Origin of the sequence: Cnuibacter physcomitrellae (assembly GCF_014640535.1) — a bacterium.
GTDB lineage: Bacteria > Actinomycetota > Actinomycetes > Actinomycetales > Microbacteriaceae > Cnuibacter > Cnuibacter physcomitrellae.
In genome coordinates, this window is sequence record NZ_BMHD01000001.1 from 3,442,305 (window position 1) to 3,466,332 (window position 24,028).

General features: G+C 71.7%; 25 protein-coding genes. 5 read left to right on the top strand and 20 right to left on the bottom strand.

The features are described from left to right. Positions 1–32 precede the first annotated feature (32 nt). A complete protein-coding gene (locus IEX69_RS16135; RefSeq protein ID WP_085018616.1) occupies positions 33–1,247 on the bottom strand; it encodes a multidrug effflux MFS transporter in 1,215 nt (404 codons plus the stop codon). A 146-nt stretch (positions 1,248–1,393) separates the two neighbouring features. Here IEX69_RS16135 and IEX69_RS16140 point away from each other — a divergent pair, with 146 nt between their 5' ends. After that, positions 1,394–2,242 carry an SDR family oxidoreductase gene (locus IEX69_RS16140; RefSeq protein WP_085018617.1) on the top strand — a complete coding sequence of 283 codons (849 nt, stop codon included), beginning with the start codon at positions 1,394–1,396 and terminating at the stop codon, positions 2,240–2,242. 29 nt (positions 2,243–2,271) lie between these two features. Further along, a complete protein-coding gene (locus tag IEX69_RS16145) occupies positions 2,272–2,895 on the top strand; it encodes a hypothetical protein (RefSeq protein WP_085018618.1) in 624 nt (207 codons plus the stop codon). Here IEX69_RS16145 and IEX69_RS16150 read toward each other — a convergent pair. The 3 genes from IEX69_RS16150 to IEX69_RS16160 all read right to left on the bottom strand — a co-directional run bounded on the left by IEX69_RS16150 (position 2,873) and on the right by IEX69_RS16160 (position 4,990). Beyond that, a complete protein-coding gene (locus IEX69_RS16150; RefSeq protein ID WP_085018619.1) occupies positions 2,873–3,463 on the bottom strand; it encodes a hypothetical protein in 591 nt (196 codons plus the stop codon). The genes IEX69_RS16145 and IEX69_RS16150 overlap by 23 nt on opposite strands. A 1-nt stretch (position 3,464) precedes the next feature. Next, positions 3,465–3,689: a hypervirulence associated TUDOR domain-containing protein gene (locus tag IEX69_RS16155; RefSeq protein ID WP_085018620.1), complete on the bottom strand. Its 225-nt coding sequence runs from the start codon at positions 3,687–3,689 to the stop codon at positions 3,465–3,467. A 152-nt stretch (positions 3,690–3,841) separates the two neighbouring features. Beyond that, positions 3,842–4,990, bottom strand: coding sequence for an EamA family transporter (locus IEX69_RS16160; protein ID WP_085018621.1), 1,149 nt, complete (start codon positions 4,988–4,990; stop codon positions 3,842–3,844). A gap of 87 nt (positions 4,991–5,077) precedes the next feature. On the opposite strand from IEX69_RS16160, the gene IEX69_RS16165 reads away from it, so the two are divergent. Beyond that, a complete protein-coding gene (locus IEX69_RS16165) occupies positions 5,078–5,626 on the top strand; it encodes a CGNR zinc finger domain-containing protein (protein WP_174604395.1) in 549 nt (182 codons plus the stop codon). 19 nt (positions 5,627–5,645) lie between these two features. Here the strand turns inward: IEX69_RS16165 and IEX69_RS16170 are convergent, their stop codons facing one another. From IEX69_RS16170 to IEX69_RS16185, 4 genes are all read right to left on the bottom strand, one after another. Next, positions 5,646–6,173 carry a DUF1697 domain-containing protein gene (locus tag IEX69_RS16170; RefSeq protein WP_085018622.1) on the bottom strand — a complete coding sequence of 176 codons (528 nt, stop codon included), beginning with the start codon at positions 6,171–6,173 and terminating at the stop codon, positions 5,646–5,648. Positions 6,174–6,297: 124 nt separating this feature from the next. Further along, the gene (gene phoA / locus IEX69_RS16175; protein WP_085018623.1) at positions 6,298–8,211 is read right to left on the bottom strand and encodes an alkaline phosphatase; all 1,914 of its coding nucleotides are present in this window, start codon (positions 8,209–8,211) and stop codon (positions 6,298–6,300) included. A gap of 127 nt (positions 8,212–8,338) precedes the next feature. Further along, positions 8,339–9,181, bottom strand: coding sequence for a TspO-related membrane protein (locus IEX69_RS16180; protein ID WP_085018624.1), 843 nt, complete (start codon positions 9,179–9,181; stop codon positions 8,339–8,341). Positions 9,182–9,231: 50 nt separating this feature from the next. Continuing rightward, the gene (locus IEX69_RS16185) at positions 9,232–9,759 is read right to left on the bottom strand and encodes a hypothetical protein (protein ID WP_085018625.1); all 528 of its coding nucleotides are present in this window, start codon (positions 9,757–9,759) and stop codon (positions 9,232–9,234) included. 128 nt (positions 9,760–9,887) lie between these two features. On the opposite strand from IEX69_RS16185, the gene IEX69_RS16190 reads away from it, so the two are divergent. Continuing rightward, on the top strand, positions 9,888–10,253 hold the full coding sequence (locus IEX69_RS16190; RefSeq protein ID WP_085018626.1) for a hypothetical protein: 366 nt from the start codon (positions 9,888–9,890) through the stop codon (positions 10,251–10,253). A gap of 70 nt (positions 10,254–10,323) precedes the next feature. On the opposite strand, the gene IEX69_RS16195 is transcribed toward IEX69_RS16190, so the two are convergent. The 6 genes from IEX69_RS16195 to kdpF are packed head-to-tail and all read right to left on the bottom strand — an operon-like array spanning position 10,324 to position 18,141. Continuing rightward, positions 10,324–11,010 carry a response regulator gene (locus tag IEX69_RS16195; protein WP_085018627.1) on the bottom strand — a complete coding sequence of 229 codons (687 nt, stop codon included), beginning with the start codon at positions 11,008–11,010 and terminating at the stop codon, positions 10,324–10,326. Further along, positions 11,007–13,559 (bottom strand): DUF4118 domain-containing protein, encoded by a 2,553-nt coding sequence (locus IEX69_RS16200; protein WP_085018628.1) that lies wholly within the window; start codon positions 13,557–13,559, stop codon positions 11,007–11,009. Before IEX69_RS16200 ends, IEX69_RS16195 begins: the two co-directional genes overlap by 4 nt. 42 nt (positions 13,560–13,601) lie before the next feature. Beyond that, entirely contained in the window at positions 13,602–14,207 is a 606-nt protein-coding gene (gene kdpC, locus IEX69_RS16205) for a potassium-transporting ATPase subunit KdpC (RefSeq protein ID WP_085018629.1), read from the bottom strand. A 23-nt stretch (positions 14,208–14,230) separates the two neighbouring features. Beyond that, positions 14,231–16,372: a potassium-transporting ATPase subunit KdpB gene (kdpB, locus tag IEX69_RS16210; protein ID WP_085018630.1), complete on the bottom strand. Its 2,142-nt coding sequence runs from the start codon at positions 16,370–16,372 to the stop codon at positions 14,231–14,233. A gap of 2 nt (positions 16,373–16,374) precedes the next feature. Beyond that, positions 16,375–18,048, bottom strand: coding sequence for a potassium-transporting ATPase subunit KdpA (kdpA, locus tag IEX69_RS16215; protein ID WP_085018631.1), 1,674 nt, complete (start codon positions 18,046–18,048; stop codon positions 16,375–16,377). Positions 18,049–18,051: 3 nt separating this feature from the next. Continuing rightward, positions 18,052–18,141 (bottom strand): K(+)-transporting ATPase subunit F, encoded by a 90-nt coding sequence (gene kdpF / locus IEX69_RS16220; RefSeq protein ID WP_115364668.1) that lies wholly within the window; start codon positions 18,139–18,141, stop codon positions 18,052–18,054. A gap of 279 nt (positions 18,142–18,420) precedes the next feature. On the opposite strand from kdpF, the gene IEX69_RS16225 reads away from it, so the two are divergent. After that, positions 18,421–18,891 (top strand): hypothetical protein, encoded by a 471-nt coding sequence (locus IEX69_RS16225; protein ID WP_085018633.1) that lies wholly within the window; start codon positions 18,421–18,423, stop codon positions 18,889–18,891. Here the strand turns inward: IEX69_RS16225 and IEX69_RS16230 are convergent. The 6 genes from IEX69_RS16230 to IEX69_RS16255 form a co-directional block, all read right to left on the bottom strand. Continuing rightward, on the bottom strand, positions 18,866–19,927 hold the full coding sequence (locus IEX69_RS16230) for a glycoside hydrolase family 76 protein (protein ID WP_085018634.1): 1,062 nt from the start codon (positions 19,925–19,927) through the stop codon (positions 18,866–18,868). The genes IEX69_RS16225 and IEX69_RS16230 overlap by 26 nt on opposite strands. After that, positions 19,924–20,349: a hypothetical protein gene (locus IEX69_RS16235; protein ID WP_157127087.1), complete on the bottom strand. Its 426-nt coding sequence runs from the start codon at positions 20,347–20,349 to the stop codon at positions 19,924–19,926. Before IEX69_RS16235 ends, IEX69_RS16230 begins: the two co-directional genes overlap by 4 nt. A gap of 73 nt (positions 20,350–20,422) precedes the next feature. Continuing rightward, positions 20,423–20,998, bottom strand: a complete 576-nt coding sequence (locus tag IEX69_RS16240) for a uracil-DNA glycosylase family protein (RefSeq protein ID WP_085018636.1) — start codon at positions 20,996–20,998, stop codon at positions 20,423–20,425. A 65-nt stretch (positions 20,999–21,063) separates the two neighbouring features. Further along, entirely contained in the window at positions 21,064–22,518 is a 1,455-nt protein-coding gene (locus tag IEX69_RS16245) for a lipase maturation factor family protein (protein WP_085018637.1), read from the bottom strand. Between the two features lie 99 nt (positions 22,519–22,617). Then, complete coding sequence (locus IEX69_RS16250) at positions 22,618–23,328, bottom strand: SOS response-associated peptidase (RefSeq protein WP_085018638.1); 711 nt, start codon at positions 23,326–23,328, stop codon at positions 22,618–22,620. Between the two features lie 67 nt (positions 23,329–23,395). Beyond that, positions 23,396–23,953: a LysM peptidoglycan-binding domain-containing protein gene (locus tag IEX69_RS16255; RefSeq protein WP_174604344.1), complete on the bottom strand. Its 558-nt coding sequence runs from the start codon at positions 23,951–23,953 to the stop codon at positions 23,396–23,398. Positions 23,954–24,028: the final 75 nt, after the last annotated feature.

Here is a 24,028-nt window from a genome sequence, read left to right on the forward strand (position 1 = left end):
CCGGTCGTCGGCGTCCCGCTGGACGGCCGACGTCAGAGCGACGCGGCGGGCGTCGCCGCGGGCGCCCTCACCGTGCGCAGGCAGAGGGCGAGGAGGATCGCCCCCAGCGCACCGCATCCCACGTAGACGGCGGCCAGGGGGAGCGCCGTGTCGTCGGGAAGACCCGACGCCGCCGCCATGGTGACGGACACGACCAGGTAGCAGACCGCGCTGGTGAGCCCGCCGATCAGACCGAGGTTGCGGTCGAAGAGCCCCAGCGCCTGCCCGTAGGCGAACGGGCAGAGCGCCCCGCAGCCGAGCATCACGAGCATCCCGCCGACGGTGAGCCAGACCACGTCCGCTCCGGCCGTCAGGCCGGTGACCAGGAGGACGACGGTGCCGGCCGCGAAGAAGGCGAAGGCGCCGAAGCCGAGGGCGGCCGGGCGGACGCGCTTCGCGAGCGCTCCGGTGGCGAGCTCGCCTGCGAGGTTGGCGGCGCCGATGGCGAGCGCCAGGAGGCCGTAGACGCCCGCCGGGATGCCGAGGCGCTCCTCGTACAGCAGCGGCGCCACCACGCCGAACAGCAGCTGGGCGCTCGCGAACAGGGCGAACACCAGGGTCAGGCCGAGGAACAGCGGTCGCCGCAGCGCTCCGCCGAGGGCGCGGGCGAGCGAGCGCGGCTCGATCGGGACGCGACTCGACGCCGGCAGGGTCTCGGGCAGCAGCCGCCAGACGAGCACGGCCACGCCCGCGGCGAGCACCGCGATCACCGCGAAGAGCACGCGCCACGACACGAACTGGACGATGATGCCGCCGACGGCGGGCGCGATGACAGGGGCGAGTCCCCACGCGGCGCCGAGCCAGCCCGACAGCGAGGTGAGCTCGCGGCCCCTCGCCACGTCGGCGGCGATGGCGTACACGACGACCATGCACGCGCATCCGCCGAGTCCCTGCACGAAGCGCAGGCCGAGCAGCAGCCACGCGTCGCCGCAGAAGGCGATCGCCACGCTCGAGGCGCAGAGCAGGCCCAGGCACGACAGCAGCACGGGGCGTCGGCCCAGCGCATCCGCCAGCACGCCCACCGGCACCAGCCCGAGCGCCATGCCCAGGACGTAGGCGGACACGGAGTTCTGCACCAGGGTCGACGAGGCGCCCAGCTCGGTGATCATCCGGGGGATGGCCGGCGTGTAGATGTCGATCGGCAGCTGGCTCAGCGGGATGACGAGGAGCAGGATCGCGACCACCGTGCGGCTGCGGGGCGATGGCATGGCGCCAGTGTAGGGAGGCGCGGCCCGCCCCGGCGATGCCCCGTGCGGGGGAACCGTCGCCGCGGGCTTGCGTTGGAGCACGCTCGAAGGAGTTAGCTGGAGACGGGTCGACGGCGGTGGTCGCCGCGGCCCGAGGAAGGATACCCATGGCAGAGAAGGTCTGGTTCATCACCGGCGCGTCGCGCGGCTTCGGCCGCGAGTGGGCCATCGCCGCCCTCGAGCGCGGAGACCGGGTGGCCGCGACCGCTCGTGACACCTCGACCCTGGCCGACCTGGTCGACAGGTTCGGCGACCGGGTGCTCCCGCTGCAGCTCGACGTCACCGACCGGGAGGCGGACTTCGGCGCCGTCACCGAGGCCGTGAACACGTTCGGCCGGCTCGACGTCGTCGTGAACAACGCGGGATACGGCCAGTTCGGACTGATCGAGGAGCTCAGCGAGAAGGAGGTCCGCGACCAGTTCGAGACCAATACGTTCGGCGCGCTGTGGATCACGCAGGCGGCGCTGCCGTTCCTGCGCGAACAGGGCAGCGGCCACATCATCCAGGTCTCGTCGATCGGCGGGATCTCGGCGTTCCAGAACATCGGCATCTACAACGCCTCGAAGTGGGCCCTGGAGGGCTACTCGCAGTCGCTGGCGCAGGAGATCGCGCCCTTCGGCGTGAAGGTCACGCTCGTCGAGCCCGGCGGGTTCGACACCGACTGGGGCGGAGCCTCGGCGAAGCACGCCACTCCGCTGCCCGAGTACGAGCACCTGCGGGAGCGCATCGCCGAGTCCCGCCGGTCGCGGGTGAGCACGCCCGGCGACCCCGCTGCCTCGGCCGCGGCGCTGCTGCGCATCGTCGACGCGGAGGAGCCGCCGCTGCGCGTGTTCTTCGGCACCGCGCCGTTCGGGATCATGAAGGCCGACTACGACAGTCGCATCGCCGAGTGGGAGCGGTGGCAGGACGTCTCGGCCCTCGCCCAGGGCGAGCCCGGAAGCGGGGAGCGGGGCTGATCGGGCAGCGTGCCGACGCGACGCCGGCGATGAGGTTCGAGGGCCTCATCGCCGGCGTCGGCACGTCCAGCGGGAGGCGGGTCGTGGCGGGCCTGTGGACGCGGTCCCCGCTCGGCCGGTTCGGGGACGTGATGGTCGAGGATGCGTCCGGTCACCGCATCCTGCTCGCTCCCGGCGATGAGGTGGCCGAGCTCGTGTCGGCGACGTACCGCTTCGACGAGGTGCGGATCGTGCCCGTCCGCTGGCGGGTGACGGCCGAGCGGGCAGAGGTGCAGGCCGGCGACCTGCGGCTCCGGCTCGAGCTCGGGCCGCGGAGCGCTCTAGGCCGGCTCCTGCGGCTGCAGCCCCGCCGGCTGGCGACGTCGACGCGGTGGCTCGCCCTCCTCGACCCCGTGGCGAGACTGCTCGTGCGAGGGGCCGCGACCGCGGGCACCGCGGGCGGAGGGCGCCGCGAGTACTACGGCGTGACGGATGCGCGGAGCATCCGCTCGCTGGAGGCCGGCGATGCGACGGGCTCGTGGGGCCGCCTCGTCCCCCTGTCGCCCCCGCCACGGTTCGGGTTCGCGTCGACGCCGTCCGCGCCCACGATCGTCCGCGTCACGACGACGATCACCTCACCGAGCGACGGGGTCAGTAGCCGTAGTCGTAGGTGATCTGCGCCAGCAGCGGGTAGAGGAGCGACGAGAGGGTCTCGACGACGATCACGGCACCCGCTCCGAGTCCCAATGCCGCGAGCACGACGCCGCCCTCGCGGCGTCGCAGACCCAGGATGCCGAACACCACGGCACCGACGCCGAGCAGTCCGTGGATCACCGCGGTGAGCCCGGCGAGCACGCCGTAGAAGCCCGATCCGATCGAGTAGACGAACGACGCCTGGATGAGGCTGAAGAGGAATCCGGTCAGGACCGCGACTCCTGCGAGGATCACCGCGACCAGGCCCAGGGTGTTGCGGGGCTTGCCGCTCCCTGGCCCGTATGACCCGCCCGGGCCGGACACGGTCGGACCGTAGCCCGGATGGCGGGACTGCTGGTCGTGTCCCGGGCCGGGCTGCTGCCCGTAGCCGGGGTGTCGCGGCGGTTGCTGATAGCTCGGCTGACCCGGCTGCTGCCCCTGCGGAGGCTGCGGGGCCTGCTGCTGCGGGGGCCAGGGCTGGCCGGGCTGGGGGGCCTGGCCGCCGGGGGGAGTGGGGCCGTATCCGGGGTGGCGCGGCTCGTCGCTCATGTCAGTCCTTCTTCGTCGTCTTGTGGAGCGACTCCGGCTTGTGGACCGCTTCGCGCCCGGACTTGTCGCTCTTCACGAGGTACTGGGGATCGTCCTCGGAGGCGCGGACGGTCCGGCCGGCCTCCTCCGTGTCGGACGTGATCCTCTTCTCGACCTTGCCCTGCGTCTCGGTGCCGTGCGTCTTCCACGAGACCTCGTCCCCTCGGGACAGCTTCTCCTCCGCCATGCCCTCACCGTACTGCGAAGCCTCCTGCGCGGCCCCTCCCGCTTCGCGCCCCTCCCGCTTTCGCTTTCGCTGCCTCTGTGATCTTTCGCGCGGTCAGTGGGCACGCGAAAGGTCACAGAGGCAGCGAAACCGGCGGGAGGGACGGTCGCGTTCTACCGGTCGGGGTGGGCGGCGGTGCTGCCGGCGGATGCGCTCGAGGTGGAGGGGATCGCGTCGGAGCTCGGGATCCGGATGGCGGACCGCGACGACGACGAGGCCGCCGGCGGCTGGTCGGCCTGAGGGACGTCGGCCGGGCGCGGCAGCGGGTCGAGCCCGACGCGGTCGAGTTCCGGGGTCTCGTGATGCGGGGAGGTGAGGCCGAGGGACGGCTCGTCCTCGGTCGCGACCGGGCCCCGCTCGAGCTTCACGAGGACGACGCCGAGCACGATGAGCGCCCCGCCCGCCGCCTGGAGCAGGGTGGGCACCTGCCCGAGGAGCAGCCACGCGAGCAGGATGGCGAACAGCACCTCGGCCAACCCGACGAACGACGCCACCCTCGACCCGAGCCGCTGGGCGGCGAGGAGTCCGGTGAGGTAGGCCAGCGCCGTCGCGACCAGCACGACGACGGCCATCGGGATCCACCACGGCACGCTCGCGCCGAGCACCACGGGATCGGTGGACGAGAAGGTGAACGGCACCAGTCCGGTCGTGCCGAGGGCGCCCAGGACGACCGCCGACAGCAGGAGCCCGGCCGAGACGAGCGTCACCGGCGGGAGATCGCCGCCGGGCGCCGCGATGATGAGGTAGTAGCCAGCCAGGCACAGCGCCGCGAGAGAGGCGAACGCGACGCCGAGCAGGTCGAAGCCCTGTGAACCGCCGGGGCCCACCACGAGGGCGAGGCCGAGGATGCTCACGATCGCACCGAGGATCGTCAGGGTCTGCGGGCGCACCCGGGAGCGCGCCCAGGCGAACAGCACGAGCAGCACCGGAGCCGAGTACTCGATGAGGAGCGCGGTGCCGACGTCGAGGGACTCGAGCGCCGCGAAGTAGAACACCTGGCAGCCCACGACGGCGATGAGCGCATAGGCGACGACCTGCTTCCAGGCCAGCCACAGCATCCGCCACCGACCGCGCAGCGCGACGAGCGCGGGGATCAGCAGCACGAGCCCGCCGCCGGCGGCGCGCACCGTGACCGCGGCGACCGGCGACCAGCCGGCGTCGAGCAGCGGCTTCACGAACGCCCCGCTGGTGCCGAAGGCGGCGGCGGAGATCAGCGCGATCACGAGTCCGGCGGCGGCGGTGCGGGTGGCGGTGGTGGTCATCGATCGTCCGATCGTCACTCGGCGCCGTGTCAGGGGCTAACGGCGCTACGCTAGTGACAGTAGACCCGAGAACTGTCAGGAGTCAACGTGGTCTTTGCCTATGACACCGAGGCGACCCTCGCGTTCACCGCGGCGCTCATCAACACGCTGCCGGGCGCGTCGCACTCGCGCGACGACGAGCTCACTGAGCCGCAGGCGCTGGTGACGATCCTCGACGACAACGAGTACTCGGGCCGGCGCGACGGCGACCGGGTCGAGCTCGACGAGGTCCGCGCCGCCCGTCACGAGTTCCGACGGTTCTGGGAGGTCGACCGCGACGAGGCCGTCGAGATCGTCAACGCCTTCCTCCGCGACGCCCGGGCGCTGCCGCAGCTCGTGCGCCACGACTCGTGGGACTGGCACCTGCACGCCACGGAGTCGGATGCACCGCTCGTGACGCGGATCCGGGTCGAGGTGGCGATGGCGTTCGTCGACGTGATCCGCTCGGGGGAGTACGACCGGCTGCGCGTCTGTGCGGCCGACGACTGCGACGCCGTCCTCGTGGACCTCACCCGCAACCGCTCGAAGCGGTACTGCGACGTGGGCAACTGCGGCAACCGGATGAACGTGGTCGCCTACCGCGCCCGCCGCGGCTGATCCCGCGACAGCGCGAGCGCTAGAGCAGCTTGCGCAGGGTGCGGAGGTTGCGGGTGGTCGTCACGGACCTGAAGCGTGCCTTCGCCAGCAGCTTCGCGAACGGGGTGTCGGTGCTCGACCCCTTCGGGCACTCCCAGTACACGACGTCGCCGTCCCGTTTCGCCCGCTCGAGGGCCGAATCGCCCGCATCCAGCTCTCCCGCGGCCTGGGCGATCTCCGCGAGCGCGCTCTCGTCGGATCCGAAGACGACATACGGATGCGTCTCCTCCGTCTCGGGCCAGGGATAGCGTTCGACGATGGTCTCCAGCGATCCGTGGGGGACGAGGACGATCCACGCGTCGTACCCGAAGCGCTCACCCAGGGCTCTCTCGATGTCGGCCTTCAGCGTGCCGGCCGGATCGTCGGAGTCGAAGACCACGTTGCCCGACGCGAGCACCGTGCGGACGTCGCCGTGCCCGAGCGAGACGAACAGCTCCTTGAGCTCGGCGCTCCGGATGGTGATGCCGTTCACGTTGACGCCCCGCAGCAGCGCCGCCCACCTGGTCATGCCCACATCCTGCCCCACGCCCCCGACGCTCGTCGTGAGGCGTCCGATCTGACAGTCGTGGTGGCCTCCCGACGAGCGAGGCCACCACGACTGTCATCTCCGCGCCCGCCAGGGGCGCTCCGGGTCAGGCGGCGTGACGCCGACGACGCTGGAGGATCATCACCGCACCGCCCGCGAGGAGCAGCAGCGCGACGACGACGAAGGGCGCGACGACCGCACCCGTGGAGCCGAGCGCAGACGCGCCCGCGCCGGTCGAGCCCTGCGAGCCCGTCCCCACCGCTCCTGCGCCGCCACCCTGCACGGGCGGTGCCGGGGGAGCGTCGGCGGAGACCACGAAGGTCGCGCTCACCGACCGGGCGCTCTGCGTGCCGGTCAGCGTGACGGTGTGCACGCCCGGCTCGGTCGGTGCGGTGAACGTGTACGACGTGGTGCCGTCGATGACGTCGTGGGTGCCGAGGTCGACCGGGTCGGAGGCGACGGTGGCCGACAGCTGACGGTCGCCGCCGAAGCCCCGACCGTCGGCGGTCACCTCCGCGCCCGGGGCGACCTCGGAGGCGGAGAGCGTCACCGTGGCGCCGGCCGAGAAGGTCGACGTGTCGCGGTTCAGGGTGAGCGCGTTCGCCATCGTGAAGAAGTTGTCGGACTGGTCGGTGAGGCCGACGACCTGCGCGGCGCCGGGGCCGTAGCCGGCGATGCGGAGCTGGCTGCCGGTGTGCTGCTGCGAACCGCCGGCCGCAGCGGTGCCGTAGGACAGGATCATCGGGGTGCCGTCCGCGGTCATCAGCCTGGTGCTGAGCGAGGTGGGCGGCGTGGAGTCGACGATCTGGCTGGTGTGGGCGTGGTCGGCGGTCACGATGACGAGCGTGTTGCCGTCGGCCTTCGCGAAGTCGAGGGCGGCCTGCACCGCCTCATCGAGGTCGAGGGTCTCGCCGATCTGGCCGCAGGCGTCCGCCGAGTGGTCGCGCTTGTCGATCGAGGCGCCCTCGACCTGGAGGAAGAAGCCCTTGTCGCTGTCGGGGCGGTCGAGCAGATCGATCGCCTTCGTGGTCATCGACTTCAGGCTGAGCGACTCGGGGAGACGGTCCGGGTTCGGCTGGCAGGTGATCGGGTCGCCGTTCCCGCCGCCGACGGTCGCCGTCGTGGCGGCGTAGCGGGTGGGGAAGTTCCCGTCGGTGAACAGGCCGAGGACGGGTGCGGACTGGTCGGCCGCGGTCACTCCGGCGAGCGCGTCGCCGTCGCGGACCACCTGGTAACCGCGGTCCGCGGCCTGCTGGAAGAGCGTGCTGCCCTCCCACTGGCCGGCCTTCGCCGTCTGATTGAAGGTCGCGGCGCCGCCACCGAGGGTGACGTCGGCGCGTGCGCCGAGCAGCTGCTCCGCGATGGAACCGAGGCCGCCCGCAGCGAGCGCGTCGTCGCCGCAGCTCGGGCTGTCCGGTCCGTAGCAGCTGCGCGCATCCACGTGGGCGATCTGGACGGCCGGGGTCGCATCCTCGATCTCGGCCGTCGAGACGTTGCCGGTCGCGAGTCCGTTCGCCTTGGCGATCTCGAGGAGAGTCTGCTGCGGGATCCCGTCGATGTCGACCGAGACCGCGTTGTCGTACGTCTTGGTGCCGGTGGCCCACGCCGAGCCGGTGGCGGCGGAGTCGGGGACGAAGTCGGGCTTGCCCTTGTTCTCGCCGTCGCGGTAGAGGGAGTAGGTCGTGTACTGGCCGGTGAGCGGGAGGGCGTCGATGCCGGGGAGCTCGCCCTCGGCGCCGTAGGCGTAGTTGCGGGCGGAGGTGATCTCCGAGTCGCCCATCCCGTCGCCGATGAGGAGGATGACGTTCTTCGCCGGGCCGTCGACGATCGAGGCGCGGAGTGCGGCGGACTTGTCGCCGTCGTTGCGGGTGGCGCCGCCGTTCGCGCCGAGATCGCCGTCCCCGGGCGCCGCGGAGGCCAACGTCGGGATGCTGAGGCTGGCGGCGGTGAGCAGGGCCGCGGAGGCGAGCAGGAGACCACGGCGGCGAGTGGCCGCGCGCGGGTGCTGGGGGAACGCCATGGTGGAGGACTCCGATGATCGAGGAGATGTCTCCCGGATGGGGGACTCGTCCAGGTCAGTCGTCCTCAGCATCCGCTGGGTGAATGCCACGCATCCCCGCTGTGAATGCGACCTGACGATTGGCTCGCTAGGCCGCCCTGCGGCGGGAGCGGGCGAAGCGCAGCCCCGTGAGCACGGCCGCGCCGATCGCGACCACGAGGAGCGCGCCCGCCACGACGAACGCGGTCGTCGCCACCGGGGGAGCCACGAGCGAGCCGGTCGTCCGTGACACCCCGATCCAGGCCACACCCCAGCCGAGCGACAGCAGCGCCGCCATCCTGCCCCTCGACCACAACAGGAGGCCCACGCCGAGCAGCCCGGCGACGACCAGCAGCGCGATTCCCCAGGCCTCGGGGCTGAGGCCCCCTCCGGCGAACCCGGCCGCGGTCAGCGCGGCGGCGATGTTCGCCACCGTCGCGATCGTCACCCAGCCGAGGTAGAGGCCGAAGACGCCGTCGACGAGCAGCGCCTGGGCGGGAGAGCGGCTCGGCTCGACCCCCGGACGACGTCGACGCAGCACGCCGAGGATCCAGAGCAGCGAGATCAGGAGGAGCACGATGAGCGGCACGCTCAGCCAGAGCGCGTCGAACTGGACGCTGAGGATCCAGGCGGCGTTGAGCAGCAGGGACGCGATGACCGGGATCCCGAGCGGGCGCAGCAGCGGGTCGGCGGCGCGGCCGGGGAGGGCCTGGTAGACGGCGTAGGCGATCAGGCCGACGTAGATCACCGACCAGATCGAGAAGGCGGGACCGGCGGGAGCCACCATCGTCGAGTCGGCGCTCAGCGCCCCACCGGCCGCCTCGGCGATGGGGGTGCCGCCCGCCGCGCCGGATCCGACGAAGGCGCCGACGAGGGCGAGGGCAGCGCAGATCACTACGCCGACCTGGCGGACCCGATCCGCGCGGGTGACTGAGTCGTTCGAGTACCTCATTATCAAGCAGCTTAGCTACTTCGAGGCCGGCCGCAAGGGCAGGCGCTCCTTCAGCGGCGGAGGCTGTCGGGCCTCGGGAGCTCGAGCGACTCGATGAGGTCGCCGAGGCGGCGGTCGAGCTCGGCGCCGGCCTGCGTCAGCTTGTTGCGGCCGAAGGAGCCGAGGGCTGAGCTCGGCTGGTCCATGAGGAGGGCGCTGCCGTCGGGCCGCGACTGCAGCTCGAGCCTCACCGGCAGGTACAGCAATGCCCCGCCGTCCTGTCGGAGGGCTCGCGCCGTGACGGCCAGGTCGGCGAGGAGGTAGCTCGTGGTCTCGATCCCGCTCCCCGAGTGGCGCAGCAGGGAGCCGGCCTCGTGGCGCCAGAGGCGCACGAAGCCCGAGGGCGCGGTCCAGGTCAGCCCGCGGAGGAAGTCGGCCCAGGTCGTCCTGCCCGAGTCCAGCTCGGCGAGGTCGGTGTCGTCGAGGGGCGTGACTCCCTCGTCGAGACGGCTCTGCAGGTCGCGATAGGGGGTCGGGGTCTCGAGGAGGATGCGCCGGGCCGCGTACTCGGTGATCGTCTCGGACGCGGGTCTGCTCACCCTTCGATCCTCCCATCGCGATACACCGAAAGAGGATTCTCGCGCAAGCCCCAGCGAACCGAAGGAAAACTAGCTAGTCTTTCTAGCAAGTCGCCCCTCGAGAAAAAGGCGCCCCGAAAGGACACCCCATGAGCATCCTCGAACGCCCCGACACGGTGGCTGCGGATGCGGCCCTCGCCTCAGCCCACGCCGCTGCCCCTGCGCCTGTCGTCCCGACGCTGGAGCAGGTCGAGTGGCTGTCTCCCGAGCCGAAGCTCTGGGTCGGTTCGCGTGGTGGGGAGTTCGCCGGGATGGTGGAGTTCAGCAACGGGCACTTCCTCGCCACCGATCGGGTCGGCGCCTCGCTCGGTGCGCATCCGACGCTCGACGTGGCGAAGCAGCGCGTGGCCGAGCCGCCGCGGGTCATGCGTCCGGTGCTCGCTCAGGCGGCGGTGGTCGCCGGCGTCATCGCCTCGGCCGTGGCCCTCATGAGCCTCAGCCTCGTCAGCCTCTGAGGCTCCCCTCGGTCGGGCCGACCAGGGCTGAGATCGGTCACGTCGAGCCGCCCTCCTGGCGCCGCAGGTCTCACGCGCCGTCGGGGTCGAAGCGGTAGCCCATGCCGGGCTCGGTGAGCAGGTACCGCGGATGCGACGGGTCGGGCTCGAGCTTCTTCCGCAGCTGGCGGATGTAGAGCCGCAGGTAGCCCGTCTCGTGGACGTCGGCCGTTCCCCAGATCTCGGTGAACAGCTGGCCGTGCGTCACGAGCCGCTGGGGGTGCCGCAGCAGGAGCTCGAGGATCTTCCACTCCGTCGGGGTCAGACGCACCGCTCCACGCTGGTCCTCCCGGGTGACCAGGCGGGCGGCCAGGTCGACCGTCACCCCGCCGAACTCGACGACCGGCTTGTCGGCGACCGGGGTGGAGCGTCGGGTGAGGGCGCGCACCCGCGCGAGCAGCTCGTCGATGGCGAACGGCTTCGTCACGTAGTCGTCCGCCCCGGCGTCGAGAGCGTCGACGGTAGAGGCCGAGTCGGTGCGGCCCGAGACGACGAGGATGGGGACCTGCGACCAGCCGCGCACCGCGGTGATCACCTCGATGCCGTCCAGATGCGGCATGCCCAGGTCGAGCATGATCAGGTCCGGGGGCTGCGTGGACGCCGCGGCCACGGCCGCACGGCCGTCCGCCGCGGTGATGATCTCGTGCCCCTGCGCACCCAGGGTCACCCGGAGGGCGCGGAGGATCTGCGGGTCGTCATCGGCGATCAGGATCCTCATCGCTGTCCCTCGTTCATCTCGGCGTGCTCCGCGACCGGGAGCGTCACCACCATCGTCGTCCCCCCGCCAGGGGTCTCCTCGACCTCGAGCGTGCCGTCCATGCCCTCCACGAAGCCCTTCGACAGCGCCAGGCCCAGCCCGAGACCGGTGAGGTTGTCGGTGTCGCCGAGGCGCTGGAAGGGCAGGAAGACGTCCTCGCGACGATCGGGGTCGATGCCCGGACCCCGATCGACGACACGCAGCTGCACCGTGTCGCCGAACGCCGAGGCGGCGATGACGACCCGCTGGCCGGACGGGGAGTAGCGCAGGGCGTTCAGCAGCAGGTTCACCAGCACACGACCCAGAAGGACCGGATCGGCGCGGACCGCGGGCAGCGAGGCCGGGAGGTCGAGGTCGACCCCCTCCGGGCCGAGGTCGAGCTCGTCGAGGACGCCGGGCACCACGTCCTCGACGTCGATGTCCTCGGCGCGGACCGCGAGGGCACCGGCTTGGACGCGACTGACGTCGAGGAGGTCGGTGAGCAGCGAGGCCAGCGAGGCCAGTCCCGTCTCGGCCGTGTCGAGGAGCTCGTCGCGGTCCTCCTGCGACAGTGAAGCGCCCTGCAGGCGCAGCCCGGAGACGGCCGCGGAGGCCGCCGCGAGCGGTCGGCGGAGGTCGTGGCCGACGGCGGCGAGCAGGGCGCTGCGGACCCGGTCGGCGGCGGCGAGCGGGGCGACCTCGCTCGCTCGCTCCTCGAGGTCGGCCTGCTCGAGGGCCGTCGCGAGCTGGCTGACGATCACGCCGAGCAGGCGTCGGTCGCTCGAGGGCAGCGGCGGACCGTGGAGCGCCAGCACCGAGTCGTCGTCGACCGGCACGAGGTCGCTGCGTGCGCCCTCCCGGCCTCGGTCGGCGGGCGCCTCTCCGTCGGCGGACGCCTCTCCGCCGGCGGGCACCTCTCCGGCGCTCGCCACGACGCGCCCGTCGACGGTGAGCTGCACCGCGTCCAGGGAGAAGGCCTCGCGCGTCCTGCTCACGAGCGCGTCGATCGGATCGTCGCCACGCAGCACCTCGCCGGCGATCGACGCGACGAGCTCCGACTCCGCCGCCGAGCGCCTCGCCGCGCGGGTGCGCCTGGCCGCCTGGTCGACCACGATCGACACCAGCACGGCGATGACGACGTAGAGACCGAGGGCGAGCAGGTGGAGCGGCTCGGACACCGTGATCGTGTAGAGCGGGTCGACGAAGAAGTAGTCGAGGGTGAGCCCGCTGAGCACGGCGGCGAAGAGGGCGGGCCAGATGCCGCCGACCAGAGCGACGACGACGGTGAGCAGCTGGTAGCTGAGGACGTCCGAGGTGATCGAGTCGTCGGACCGGAACGACGCGAGCAGCCAGGTCAGGAGCGGCCCGCCGGCCAGGGCGAGCGCGAACCCCAGGATGCGTCGCCGCAGGGTGAGCGAGCCCCGCGCCTTGGGGAGGGCGAGCCGACCACCCGCGGCGGCGTGGTTGACGATGTGGACGTCGATGTCGCCGGACTCGCGGATGACGGTGGCGCCGATGCCGGGACCCGTCAGGAGCGCGGCCAACCGGCTGCGCCGGCTCACCCCGATCACGAGCTGGGTCGCGTTCGCGCTGCGCGCGAACTCCACGAGCGCCCGGGGGATGTCGTCGCCGACGATCTGGTGGTAGCTGCCGCCCAGCGTCTCGACCAGCGCGCGCTGCTCGGCGAGCGCGCCGGGGTCGGGGCCGCGCAGTCCGTCCTGGCTCACGACGTGCACCGCCATGAGCGCGCCGCCCGCGGAGCGAGCTGCGATGCGTGCGCCGCGGCGGAGGAGGGTCTCGCCCTCGCGGCCGCCGGTGAGGGCGACCACCACCCTCTCGCGCGCCTCCCACTTCGCGCCGATGCCGTGCTCGGCGCGGTAGCGCTGGAGCGCGGAGTCGACCTCGTCGGCCAGCCAGAGCAGGGCGAGCTCGCGCAGCGCGGTGAGGTTGCCGAGCCGGAAGTAGTTCGACAGCGCGGCGTCGATGCGCGCCGCCGGGTAGACCAGCCCCTCCGAGAGCCGATCGCGGAGGGCCTGGGGGGCGAGGTCGACGACCTCGATCTGATCAGCGGAACGCAGCACCGCATCCGGCACCGTCTCGCGCTGCGGTGCGCCGGTGATCTGCTGCACGACGTCGTTCAGCGACTCGATGTGCTGGATGTTGACGGTCGTGATCACGTCGATGCCCGCATCCAGGAGCGTGTCGACGTCGCGCCAGCGCTTCTCGTGCCGGCCGCCCGGCGCGTTGGTGTGCGCCAGCTCGTCGACGAGGGCGACCGCCGGCGATCGGGCGAGCACGGCGTCGAGGTCCATCTCGGTGAGCTCGACCCCACGATGCTCCACGACCCGACGGGGGACCGTCTCGATCCCGAGGGTCATGGCCCGGGTGGCGGCGCGGCCGTGGGTCTCGACGACGGCGATGACGACGTCGCGGCCGGCGGCCTTCAGCCTCCGGCCCTCCTCGAGCATCGTGTACGTCTTGCCCACCCCGGGTGCCGCTCCCAGCAGCACCCGGAGCTTGCCCTGCTTCATCGGCGCCCCGCCCGGGGTCCTGTGCCGTCCAGGACGCTCACCTCAGGACAGCTGGGAGAGCGCGATGTTGAGCTGGAGGACGTCGACGGTGGGCTCGCCCAGGTAGCCCAGGTCGGGCTGCTGGGTGAACCGATCGACCAGATCGCGCACACGGGACTCCTCGAGGCCGCGCGCCTCGGCGACGCGAGAGACCTGGAGAAGAGCGTAATCGGGGCTGATGTGCGGATCGAGACCCGACGCGGAGGCGGTGAGCGCATCGGCGGGGATGTCCGCCGGATCGACGCCGTCCTCGGCGGCGATGGCCGCCTTGCGCTCCTCGATCGCCGCGATCAGGTCGGGGTTCTCCGGCCCGTAGTTGCTGCCGGAGGAGGCGGCGGCGTCGTATCCGTCGCCGGCGGCGGAGGGTCGCGACTGGAACCACTCGGGGAGGGCGTTGCCGTCGGCGTCGGTGAACGACTGGCCGAGGAGCGCCGAGCCCACGGGCTCGCCGTCGACGGAGACCATGCTGCCGTTCGCCTGCGCGGGCGCGACGAGCTGGCCGATGCCCAGCACGGCGAGCGGATAGGCCACGCCGAGCACGACGGTGGCGGCGATCATGAAGCGGAGCGCCACCCAGTAGGGCCGGGCGATGCCGCGTGTGGAAGCCATGGATCGAGTCCTTTCGTGGGGCGTCAGAAGCCCGGGATGAGGCTGACGACGAGGTCGATGACCTTGATGCCGAGGAACGGCACGATCACCCCGCCGAGGCCGTAGATCAGGATGTTGCGGTTGAGGATGCGCGACGCCGACATCGGCCGGTACCTCACGCCGCGGAGCGCGAGCGGGATCAGTGCGACGATGACGAGCGCGTTGAAGATCACGGCCGAGAGGATCGCGGACGCGGGGGAGTGCAGCTGCATGATGTTGAGGAGCCCCAGCCCCGGGAACACCGCCGCGAACATCGCGGGGATGATCGCGAAGTACTTCGCCACGTCGTTCGCGATCGAGAAGGTGGTGAGCGCGCCGCGGGTGATGAGCAGCTGCTTGCCGATCGCCACGATGTCGATGAGCTTGGTCGGGTCGGAGTCGAGGTCGACCATGTTGCCGGCCTCCTTCGCCGCCGACGTGCCCGTGTTCATCGCCACGCCGACGTCCGCCTGCGCCAGCGCGGGGGCGTCGTTCGTCCCGTCGCCCGTCATCGCGACCAGCCGTCCGCCCTCTTGCTCCTTGGTGATGAGCGCGAGCTTGTCCTCGGGGGTCGCCTCGGCGAGGTAGTCGTCGACGCCGGCCTCCTTCGCGATGGCCGCCGCCGTGAGCGGGTTGTCACCCGTGATCATGACGGTGCGGATGCCCATGGCCCGCATCTCGGCGAAGCGCTCGGCGATGCCGGGCTTCACGACGTCCTTGAGGTAGACGACGCCGAGGATCGAGGGGGTGCGTCCCGGGCCGCGTTCCGCGACGACGAGCGGGGTGCCGCCGAGCGAGCCGATGCGCTCGGTCTCGGCCTCCACCTCGGCGAGAAGCGTCGAGGGCAGTGGCCCCTCCTCCTCGATCCACGCCAGCACGGCGGAGCCGGCGCCCTTGCGGATCATCGTGCCGTCGGGGAAGTCGACCCCGCTCATGCGGGTCTGCGCGGTGAACGGCACCACGACGGCGTCGAGCGTCGCCGGGGAGGCGAACCCCTGGTCCGCGGCCAGGTCGACGATCGACTTGCCCTCGGGTGTCGGATCGCTGAGCGACGAGAGCGCGGCCGCGCGGCGGAGGTCGGTGATCGCGGATCCGTCGACCGCGAGGAACTCCGACGCGCGGCGGTTGCCGTAGGTGATCGTCCCCGTCTTGTCCATGAGGAGGGTGGTCACGTCGCCCGCCGCCTCGACGGCGCGGCCCGACATCGCCAGGACGTTCCGCTGCACGAGCCGGTCCATGCCGGCGATCCCGATGGCGGAGAGCAGGGCGCCGATGGTGGTCGGGATGAGGCAGACCAGGAGGGCGACGAGGACCGCGATGGAGGGGGTCGCCTCCGAGTAACCGGCGATCGGGCCGAGCGTGAGCACGACGATCACGAACACGATCGACAGGCTCGCCAGCAGGATGTTGAGCGCGATCTCGTTGGGGGTGCGCTGCCGCGAGGCGCCTTCGACCAGCCGGATCATCCGGTCGACGAAGGTCTCGCCGGGCTTCGAGGTGATGCGCACCACGATCCGGTCGCTGAGCACCCGGGTGCCGCCGGTGACCGCGCTGCGGTCCCCGCCCGACTCTCGCACCACGGGGGCGGACTCGCCCGTGATGGCCGACTCGTCGACGCTCGCGATGCCCCACACGATGTCGCCGTCGCCCGGGATCAGCTCGCCGGCGGTGACCACGACGACGTCGCCCAGGCGGAGGTCGGCGCTCGCGACCGGAGAGGTCGTGACGTGCTCGGCCGCCGCATCCGCGGTCCCGTCGTAGGCGTCCACGCGGTTCGCCATCGTGCTGGTCCGGGTGGCGCGGAGCGTGGCCGCCTGCGCCTTGCCGCGGCCCTCGGCCACCGACTCGGCGAGGTTGGCGAACAGGACGGTGAGCCACAGCCAGACCGCGATGGCCCAGGTGAACGCGAGGGACACGGATCCCGCCCCGGTCTCGGCGGGCAGGAACGGCTGCGCGATCGCGATCACCGTGGTGAGGGCGGCCCCCACCTCGACGAGGAACATGACGGGGTTGTGCCACATCTCGCGGGGATCGAGCTTGCGGAACGCGCCGGGCAGCCCCTTCCAGAGCTGCGCGGGGCTGAACGCCCGCGATCCGGCGCGGGGGGAGTCGCCGCGCACGGCGGCGGGGGAGGTGACGGCGGTCATGATCAGGAGAGCCCTTCGGCGAGCGGCCCGAGCGCGAGCACGGGGAAGTAGGTGAGGGCGACGACGATGACGACGACGCCCACGAGGAGGCCCACGAACTGCGGGCGGTGGGTCGGCAGCGTTCCCGCGGTGGCCGGGACCTTGCCCTGTGCCGCGAACGATCCGGCGAGGGCGAGCACGAACACGATCGGGATGAACCGGCCGAGCAGCATGCAGCAGCCCAGTGCGGCGTTCAGCCACGGGGTGTTCGCGGTGAGGCCGGCGAACGCCGATCCGTTGTTGTTCGACGCGGAGGTGAAGGCGTAGAGCACCTCGGAGAACCCGTGGAGGCCGGGGTTCCAGATCGACGTGCTCTCCACGTCCTCGCGGATCGCCGGGATGGCGAAGCTGAGGGCGGTGCCCACCAGCACGAGCGTGGGCGTGGTGAGGATATAGAGGCTCGCGAGCTTGATCTCGCGCGGGCCGATCTTCTTCCCGAGGTACTCGGGCGTGCGGCCCACGAGGAGTCCGGCGATGAACACCGTGATGATCGCGAGGATCAGCATCCCGTACAGACCCGATCCCACGCCTCCCGGCGCGATCTCGCCGAGCATCATGTTGAACATCGTCATCATGCCGCCGAGCGAGGTGAAGCTGTCGTGCATCGAGTTCACGGCGCCGGTCGACGTGATCGTCGAGGTGGTGGCGAAGAGCGTCGACCCGACGATCCCGAAGCGCTGCTCCTTGCCCTCCATCGCACCTCCGGCGGCCATCGGCGCGGAACCGGCCCCGACGAGCTCGAACGTCGTGAGGGCGGCGAACGAGATCACGAAGATCGCCCCCATCGCGGCGAGGATGGCGTATCCCTGGCGCTTGTCGCCCACCATGGTGCCGAACGTGCGGGGCAGGGCGAACGGGATCGCGAGCATGAGCACGATCTCGAAGAGGTTCGTCCACCCGCTCGGGTTCTCGAACGGATGCGACGAGTTGGCGTTGAAGAACCCGCCGCCGTTCGTGCCCAGCTCCTTGATGGCCTCCTGGCTGGCGACCGGTCCGCCGGGGATGGCCTGCGTGCCCCCGGTGAGGGTCGTCACGTCGGTGAAGCCGTTGAGGTTCTGCACGACGCCGCCGATGACGAGGGCGATCGCCGCGATGATCGAGAGCGGGAGCAGGATGCGGACGACGGCCCGGGTGAGGTCGACCCAGAAGTTCCCGATGGTCCCGGTCGAGCGCCGGGCGAGGCCGCGGATGAGGGCGACCGCCACGGCGATGCCGACCGCCGCCGAGACGAAGTTCTGCACGGCGAGGCCGGCCATCTGCACGGCGTAGCCCATCGTCACGTCGGGCGAGTACGACTGCCAGTTCGTGTTGGTCACGAACGAGATGGCCGTGTTGAACGACAGACCCTCGGGGATGGCGGGCATCCCCAGCGAGTAGGGCAGCACCGCCTGCAGGCGCTGGAGCCCGTAGACGAGGATCACCCCGACGAAGGAGAACGCGAGCACACCGCGGAGGTAGGCGCCCCAGGTCTGCTCGGAGTCGCCGGCGACGCCGATGACCCGGTAGAGGCCGCGTTCGGCACGGAGGTGCTTGGGCGAGGTGAAGGTGTGGGCCATGTAGTCGCCGAGGGGGCGGTACAGCACGGCCAGGACGAGTGCGAGCGTCGCGAACTGCGCGACGGCGAGCCAGATCTCCACGGGCTAGAACCTCTCGGGCTTCACGAGGGCCACCACGAGATAGGCCACTGCGGCGACGCCGAGCACGGCGGCGATTGTCTCGAGGACGATCACAGCTTCTCGACCCCCCAGGCCACCAGGGCGACGACGGCGAAGAGGCCGGCGATCGCCAGCACAGACACCAGGTCCAACACGTCTACGACTCCATCCGCACACCGCTCTGGTGTGCATCCGGTGTCCGATCCTGTCGTCCGGCCCGTCCGCGTCCGTCCGTCCTAACGCTTTCCTGACGGCGGTGCTCCCGGTGCCCCGCCGATCCTCACGCGTCCCTCACAGCGCTGCGAGACCCCAGGGACCGGGGCGGATCGGGACCGATCGGGGGAAGCTGGAGGGATGAGGTCGATCACGTACGCCGGGGAAGCAGTGCAGACCAGCGACGAGGTGGCGGCGCTCCTCGTGGAGCTCTCCGCCGAGCTCGCCAAGGCCGGTCGGGCGGAGGCCGTGGAGATCCCGATCGTCACCACGGGCGGCGGCCGCGACACCGCGGAGCTCGTGGTGGGGCTCGGCAACGACGTGCTCTCGCTGCCCTCCGAGCACGAGGGCGTCGAGCCCGACTTCACCGACGCCGTCGAGATGCTGACGGCCATGCTCGACGCCACGTTCGCGCAGTTCACCATGACCGCGCCCGCGATGCCGGCCGCGGCCGTCTCGGCCGCTGCCCTCTCCGAGGCGGTGACGATGGACGAACCCGCTGTCGAGCCCGAGGTCGTCGCTCCGCGACCGCCTGCCGAGGCGACCCTGAGCGGGCAGGATGCTCAGATCACCTCGCTCGACGAGTTCAGGCGGGCCCAGCGCTCCCGCTGAGCAGGGCACGGGACTCGGCGGCGATCACGGCGGACAGCTGGGTCGAGAGGAAGGTCGGGACGCGGCGCCGTGTCGGATCGGGCGCAGGGCGGGGCTCCCAGGTGTCGACGGCGAGGAGCCCCGGCCGTCGCAGCGAGGACCACATCGCCTCCGTGGACGACTCGATCCAGGACCGGAGCCGCTCCCGCTCGGGGCTCTCCGTCATCCGCAGCACCAGTCGGGTGACGTAGCGCACGAAGACCCCCTTGAACAGGCCGGCGTCGCCGCCGCCCGGTCCGGGCCGCGCCTCCTCGCCGCGGATCACGCCGTCCGGCGCCGCCTCCGCGAGGTAGGCGGAGGCGGTCCGCGCCGCCTCTTCGAGGCGTGTCCGGTCGCCCGTGCGGTCGAACTGCTCCACCAGGGCGCCGACGTACAGCCCCTGGTTGTACGAGAACACCCATCCGGCGTCGATCACGCCGTCGCCTGTGCGGTCGATCCCGTCGACGAGGACGCCAGAAGGGAGCCTCAGAGTCGACTCGAGCCACATGAGGGCGTCGTGGCCTCTCTGGAGGTACCTTTCGACGCCCGTCGCGGCGTGGAGCCGCAGCGACAGCAGCGCGAGGAGTCCGTTCGTGGGGGCGTTCTTGTACGACGGCTGCTGCCGGCGCCAGCACGCGCTCGCCCCGTGCGTGTCGTTCCACGCCGAGCCCACGATCTCGTTCCACAGCAGCACGGCGTCGTCGAGCCTGCCGAGGCGGAGGGCGGCCAGGGCCATCCAGCCCATGTCGTCGAAGTAGTTGACCACCAGGCCGCGTGAGCGGCGGCGCGCGTACTCGAACGCCGCGGCCGCGGAGGGCGCGAGCGCGTCGGCACCGCGCTCGACGCCGTCCAGTCGCGCTTCGACGAGGTTGGCGATCCACCAGTAGTCGAAGCCGTGGGCGCCGAGCAGTCGCGGTCGGGCGAGCCGACGGTAGCGTCCTCGCACCAGGCGGGAGGCGAACGACGACGTCAGGGCGCCCTGGAGGGCATCCGCCCGGGCACCCCAGTCGGCGGTCACTTGATGGGGAGCACGAACTCCTCGCCCAGCACCTGGACGGTGAGGGGCTCGCCGGTGATGACCTCCTGCGGGGTCCAGAACACGCTGGTGTGAGGGACGTAGTCCATGGTGCAGATCTGGTTCTCGGCGGGGTTCTCGGTCGTGATCGCGACGGTGTTGCCCTCGCCCGCGGGGCTCACGACGCTGATGTCGGAGCCGACCACGGGGCAGGTCGAGCTGCCCCACGTGGTCAGGGCGATCTGGCCGCCCTGGTGCAGCCACGAGATCATGACGCCGTCCTCTTCGCCCCCGACGCTCTGGAGGGTCTCCTCCGGGTCGCCCGGGAAGGACTCCGTGGGGTAGCTGGTCATGCAGCCCGCCAGCGCGAGGACTGCGACGCCCGCCCCGGCGACCGCGGTCGCGATCCGCATCCGATTCCTCATGAGCCACACGCTAGCAGGAGGGGCGAGGCCCCGGTGAGCCGGATGTCGCGCGCCCCACGGCTCCTCGCGGCGCTCAGGCCAGCGCCGACCGCACGCGTTCGGCGAGGAGCGGCACGATCTCCTCCTCGAACCACGGGTTGCGCCGCCGCCAGACCCCGGCGAGGGGAGAGGGGTGGACGATCGGGAACAGCGGATCGTGGTCCGGGGCGGCGCGGACCGCGTCGGTGAGCGTCGTGAAGCCGCCGGGCAGGTAGCGGCGCTGGGCGTAGGAGCCGACGAGCACGGTCAGGCGCACGTCCGACAGCAGCTCCAGCACGCGCGGATGCCAGAGATCCGCGAAGCCGCGGCGCGGAGGGAGGTCGCCGCTCCTGGCCTTGCCCGGGTAGTAGAAGTCCATCGGCACGATGGCGAGCTTCGTCGGGTCGTAGAACTCCTCGTCCGTCATGCCCAGCCAGGACCGGAGGAGTCGGCCGCTCGGGTCGTCGAAGGGGATGCCCGACTCCTGGGCACGACGCCCCGGCGCCTGGCTGATGAGCAGGATCCGCGCCTCCGGCGAGGCGACGACGAGCGGCTCGTAGCCGCGCTCGCGGGCCCAGGCGTTGTCGGGATGCGCGGAGACCTCGGCACGCAGGTCCTCGATCGCCGACATGGAGGAGAGTCTGTCACCGTCGGCTGAGGGCGGGTGCCGGACGCCCGCCGGCCGGCCCGGGAGCGTCACCGGAGGCGCGACGGGGCCACGAGCTCTCCCGTCTCCTCGCGCATCCACCACTGCCCGGTCTCGCGCCGTTCGGACCGCGAGGCGAAGCGGTAGAGGTACACCCGCGCCCGGATCCACGTCGGCGGCTCACCGTCGAACGGGTCGTGCCGGAGGAGCCGCAGGGTGGCACGGTCGGCCACCAGGAGCTTCCCCAGCAGCGCCCGGAACCAGCCGGAGTCGGGCGAGCCCAGGGCGAGGAACCACATCAGCCAGTCCAGACGCAGGTGGTAGGGGGCGAACTGCCCGGGGATCCGGCGCACGTCTCCTGGCTTGCCCTTGAACTCGTAGGCGCGCCAGTCCTCCTCCCGGAGCGGCCTCTCGGCGATCGAGCCCTCGATGACCACCTCGTAGCGCTCCTGCGTGACCGATCCGAACGCGCCGTACGCGTTGACGAGGGAGAACCTGTTGAAGGACGCGTTCATGAGCTGACGCCTCGAGAAGAGGTTCCGCAGCGGCGGCCAGCTGAGCACGACCATGAGCGCCGTGGCGATCAGGACGATGGCCACCCAGGAGAGCGGGGCGGGGTCGCTGGAGTAGGACGTCGTGGCGGGCATCGCGGGGATGATCGCGTGGATCGCGTCGTCGGAGACCGCACCGAACGCGAGCACGATGGTGAGGACGTTGAGCCACGCGAAGTTCCCGGTCAGGACCAGCCACAGCTGGGTCAGGATCACGACCGCGGCCGCGATCGACGCCACCGGCTGCGGCGCGAAGAGGAGGAACGGCACCACGAGCTGGGCGACGTGGTTCCCGAGGACCTCCATCCGGTGCACCGACTTCGGCAGCAGGTGCGCGAACCGGCTCAGGGGATTCGGCATCGGCTGCGTCTCGTGGTGGTAGTAGAGCGCGGTGAGGTCGCGCCAGCTGCGGTCGCCGCGCATCTTGATCATCCCCGCGCCGAACTCGAGCCGGAAGACGAGCCAGCGCACCAGCAGGATCACGAGGATGGGCGGGGCCACCTCGTTCGACCCGAGGAACGCGACGAGGAACCCGGCCTCGCAGAGGAGCATCTCCCAGCCGAACCCGTAGAACGTCTGGCCGACCTTGACGATCGAGAGGTAGAGGATCCACAGCAGCAGGAAGGCGACGAGCGGCAGCCACGGCGGGCCCAGCTGGGGCAGGCCCGCGACGAGCGCCGCCGCCACGACCGCGCCGACGACGCAGACGGCCCGGAGCATCCGGTCGCTGTAGTGCAGGCGGAAGAGGGTGGGCATCCCGGCCGCCCCTCCCCGTGCGAGGTAGCGGGGCACGGGCAGGAGTCCGTGCTCGCCGAGGAGGGCGGGGAACTGGGCGAGCGTGGACAGGAAGGCGACGACGTAGATCGCGGCGACCCCGCGCTGGAGCATCTGCCGGGCGAACTCGTAGTGGCCCGCGCCGAACCACGCGCCGAACCACTCCGTGACCGCGTCCATGTCCCGATCCTGCTCGCGTCTTCCGCTTCTCGCTGCCTCCTTGACCTTTCGCGCGGTCAGTGGGCGCGCGGAAGGCCAGAGAGGGCGCGAAAACCGGACTCAGAGGGTGATGGGCGCGATGAGGGTGGGGTCGTCCTTCGCGACGGAGGTGTCGCGGGCGTTGTTGACGCGCTTCGAGACGGGGTACGTGGTGATGGTGTGCGCGACGGCGAGAGAGGCGCGGTCGAGCATGGCGAGCAGCTCGTCCTTCTCGTCCCGAGCCTCGACGGGACGAGGGTCGAGCCACTGGCTCCAGACGTCCTCGGTGAGGAACACGGGCATGCGGTCGTGCACCTCGCCCGAGGCGTCGGCCGCCTCGCGCGTGATCACCGTGAAGCTCACGGCCCAGTCGTCTCCCTCCTTGCGCACCTCGTAGAGGCCCGCGGCGGCGAGGAGGGATTCGGGACCGTGGATGAAGTAGGGCTGCTTGCCGCTCGGGGTGGCCTGCCACTCGTAGTAGCCGTTCATGGGCACGATGCAGCGCTTCTGCGCGAAGGCGCGGCGGAACAGGCCGTTCGTGGCGACGCTCTCGAGTCGGGCGTTGATCGGCGCCGGACCGCCCGGCTTCGCCCACGAGGGCTTCAGCCCCCACGCGGCGCCCTCGATCTCGCGGGCGGCCTCGCCGTCGTGGAGGCGCTCCCGCACGATCGGCGACTCCTCGGTGGGGGCCACGTTGTACGACGGTCGCCAGTCGCGCAGCTCGCCGCCGCGCGCGACGAACTCCTTGATCAGCTCGTCCGTCTCGGTGTCCATCGCGAACCGCCCGCACATGCGTCCATCCTCGCACCGGGGGCCGACATCGGGGGCGGCCGAGCGGCTGCGCCGAGGTCGGGGCGGATCAGCGCGAGACCGTGCAGGCGGAGCCCAGCTGCTCCGAGTCGAGCGGCCAGCGGATGTCGAGCACGTCACCCGGCTGCATGGTGAGCCCGTCGGAGCAGGGGAAGTTCACCCTCTGCACGTCGACGGTCTGCAGCATGAACCGGGACGCGATGGCGAGCAGCTGATCGCCCTGCGCGACGGTGTAGTGGTACTCGTAGCCGTTGAGCGCCTCGCTGGTGCCCTGCGCGAACGGCTGCGGGCCGGTGTCCTGCACCTCGGGGGTGTTCGCGGTGTTCCCGCCGTCGGTCTGGCCACCCGCGGCGTTGGGCGGGGTGGGCGGTGGCGGAGGCGGCGGTGGCGGGGGCGGCTCCTCCGTCGGACTGGGAGCGGGCGTCGGCGTCGGGGTCGGAGTCGGCGTGGGGGTCGGCGTCGGCGTCGCGGTGACGGTCGCCGTCGCGGTCACGGTCACCGGCGCCGCCGCCGGCTCGGCGAGCAAGGAGCAGGCCGACAGGCCCACGGCGGCCGCCGCGAGGACCGCGACCGTCGTCAGACGGAGAAGGGGACGACCGGCGCGCACGCTTCATTCTCTCCCGCGATTGGCGGTCCGACAGTCCTCCCAACCGGGGACATGCGGTCCGCCGCCGTGGGCGCG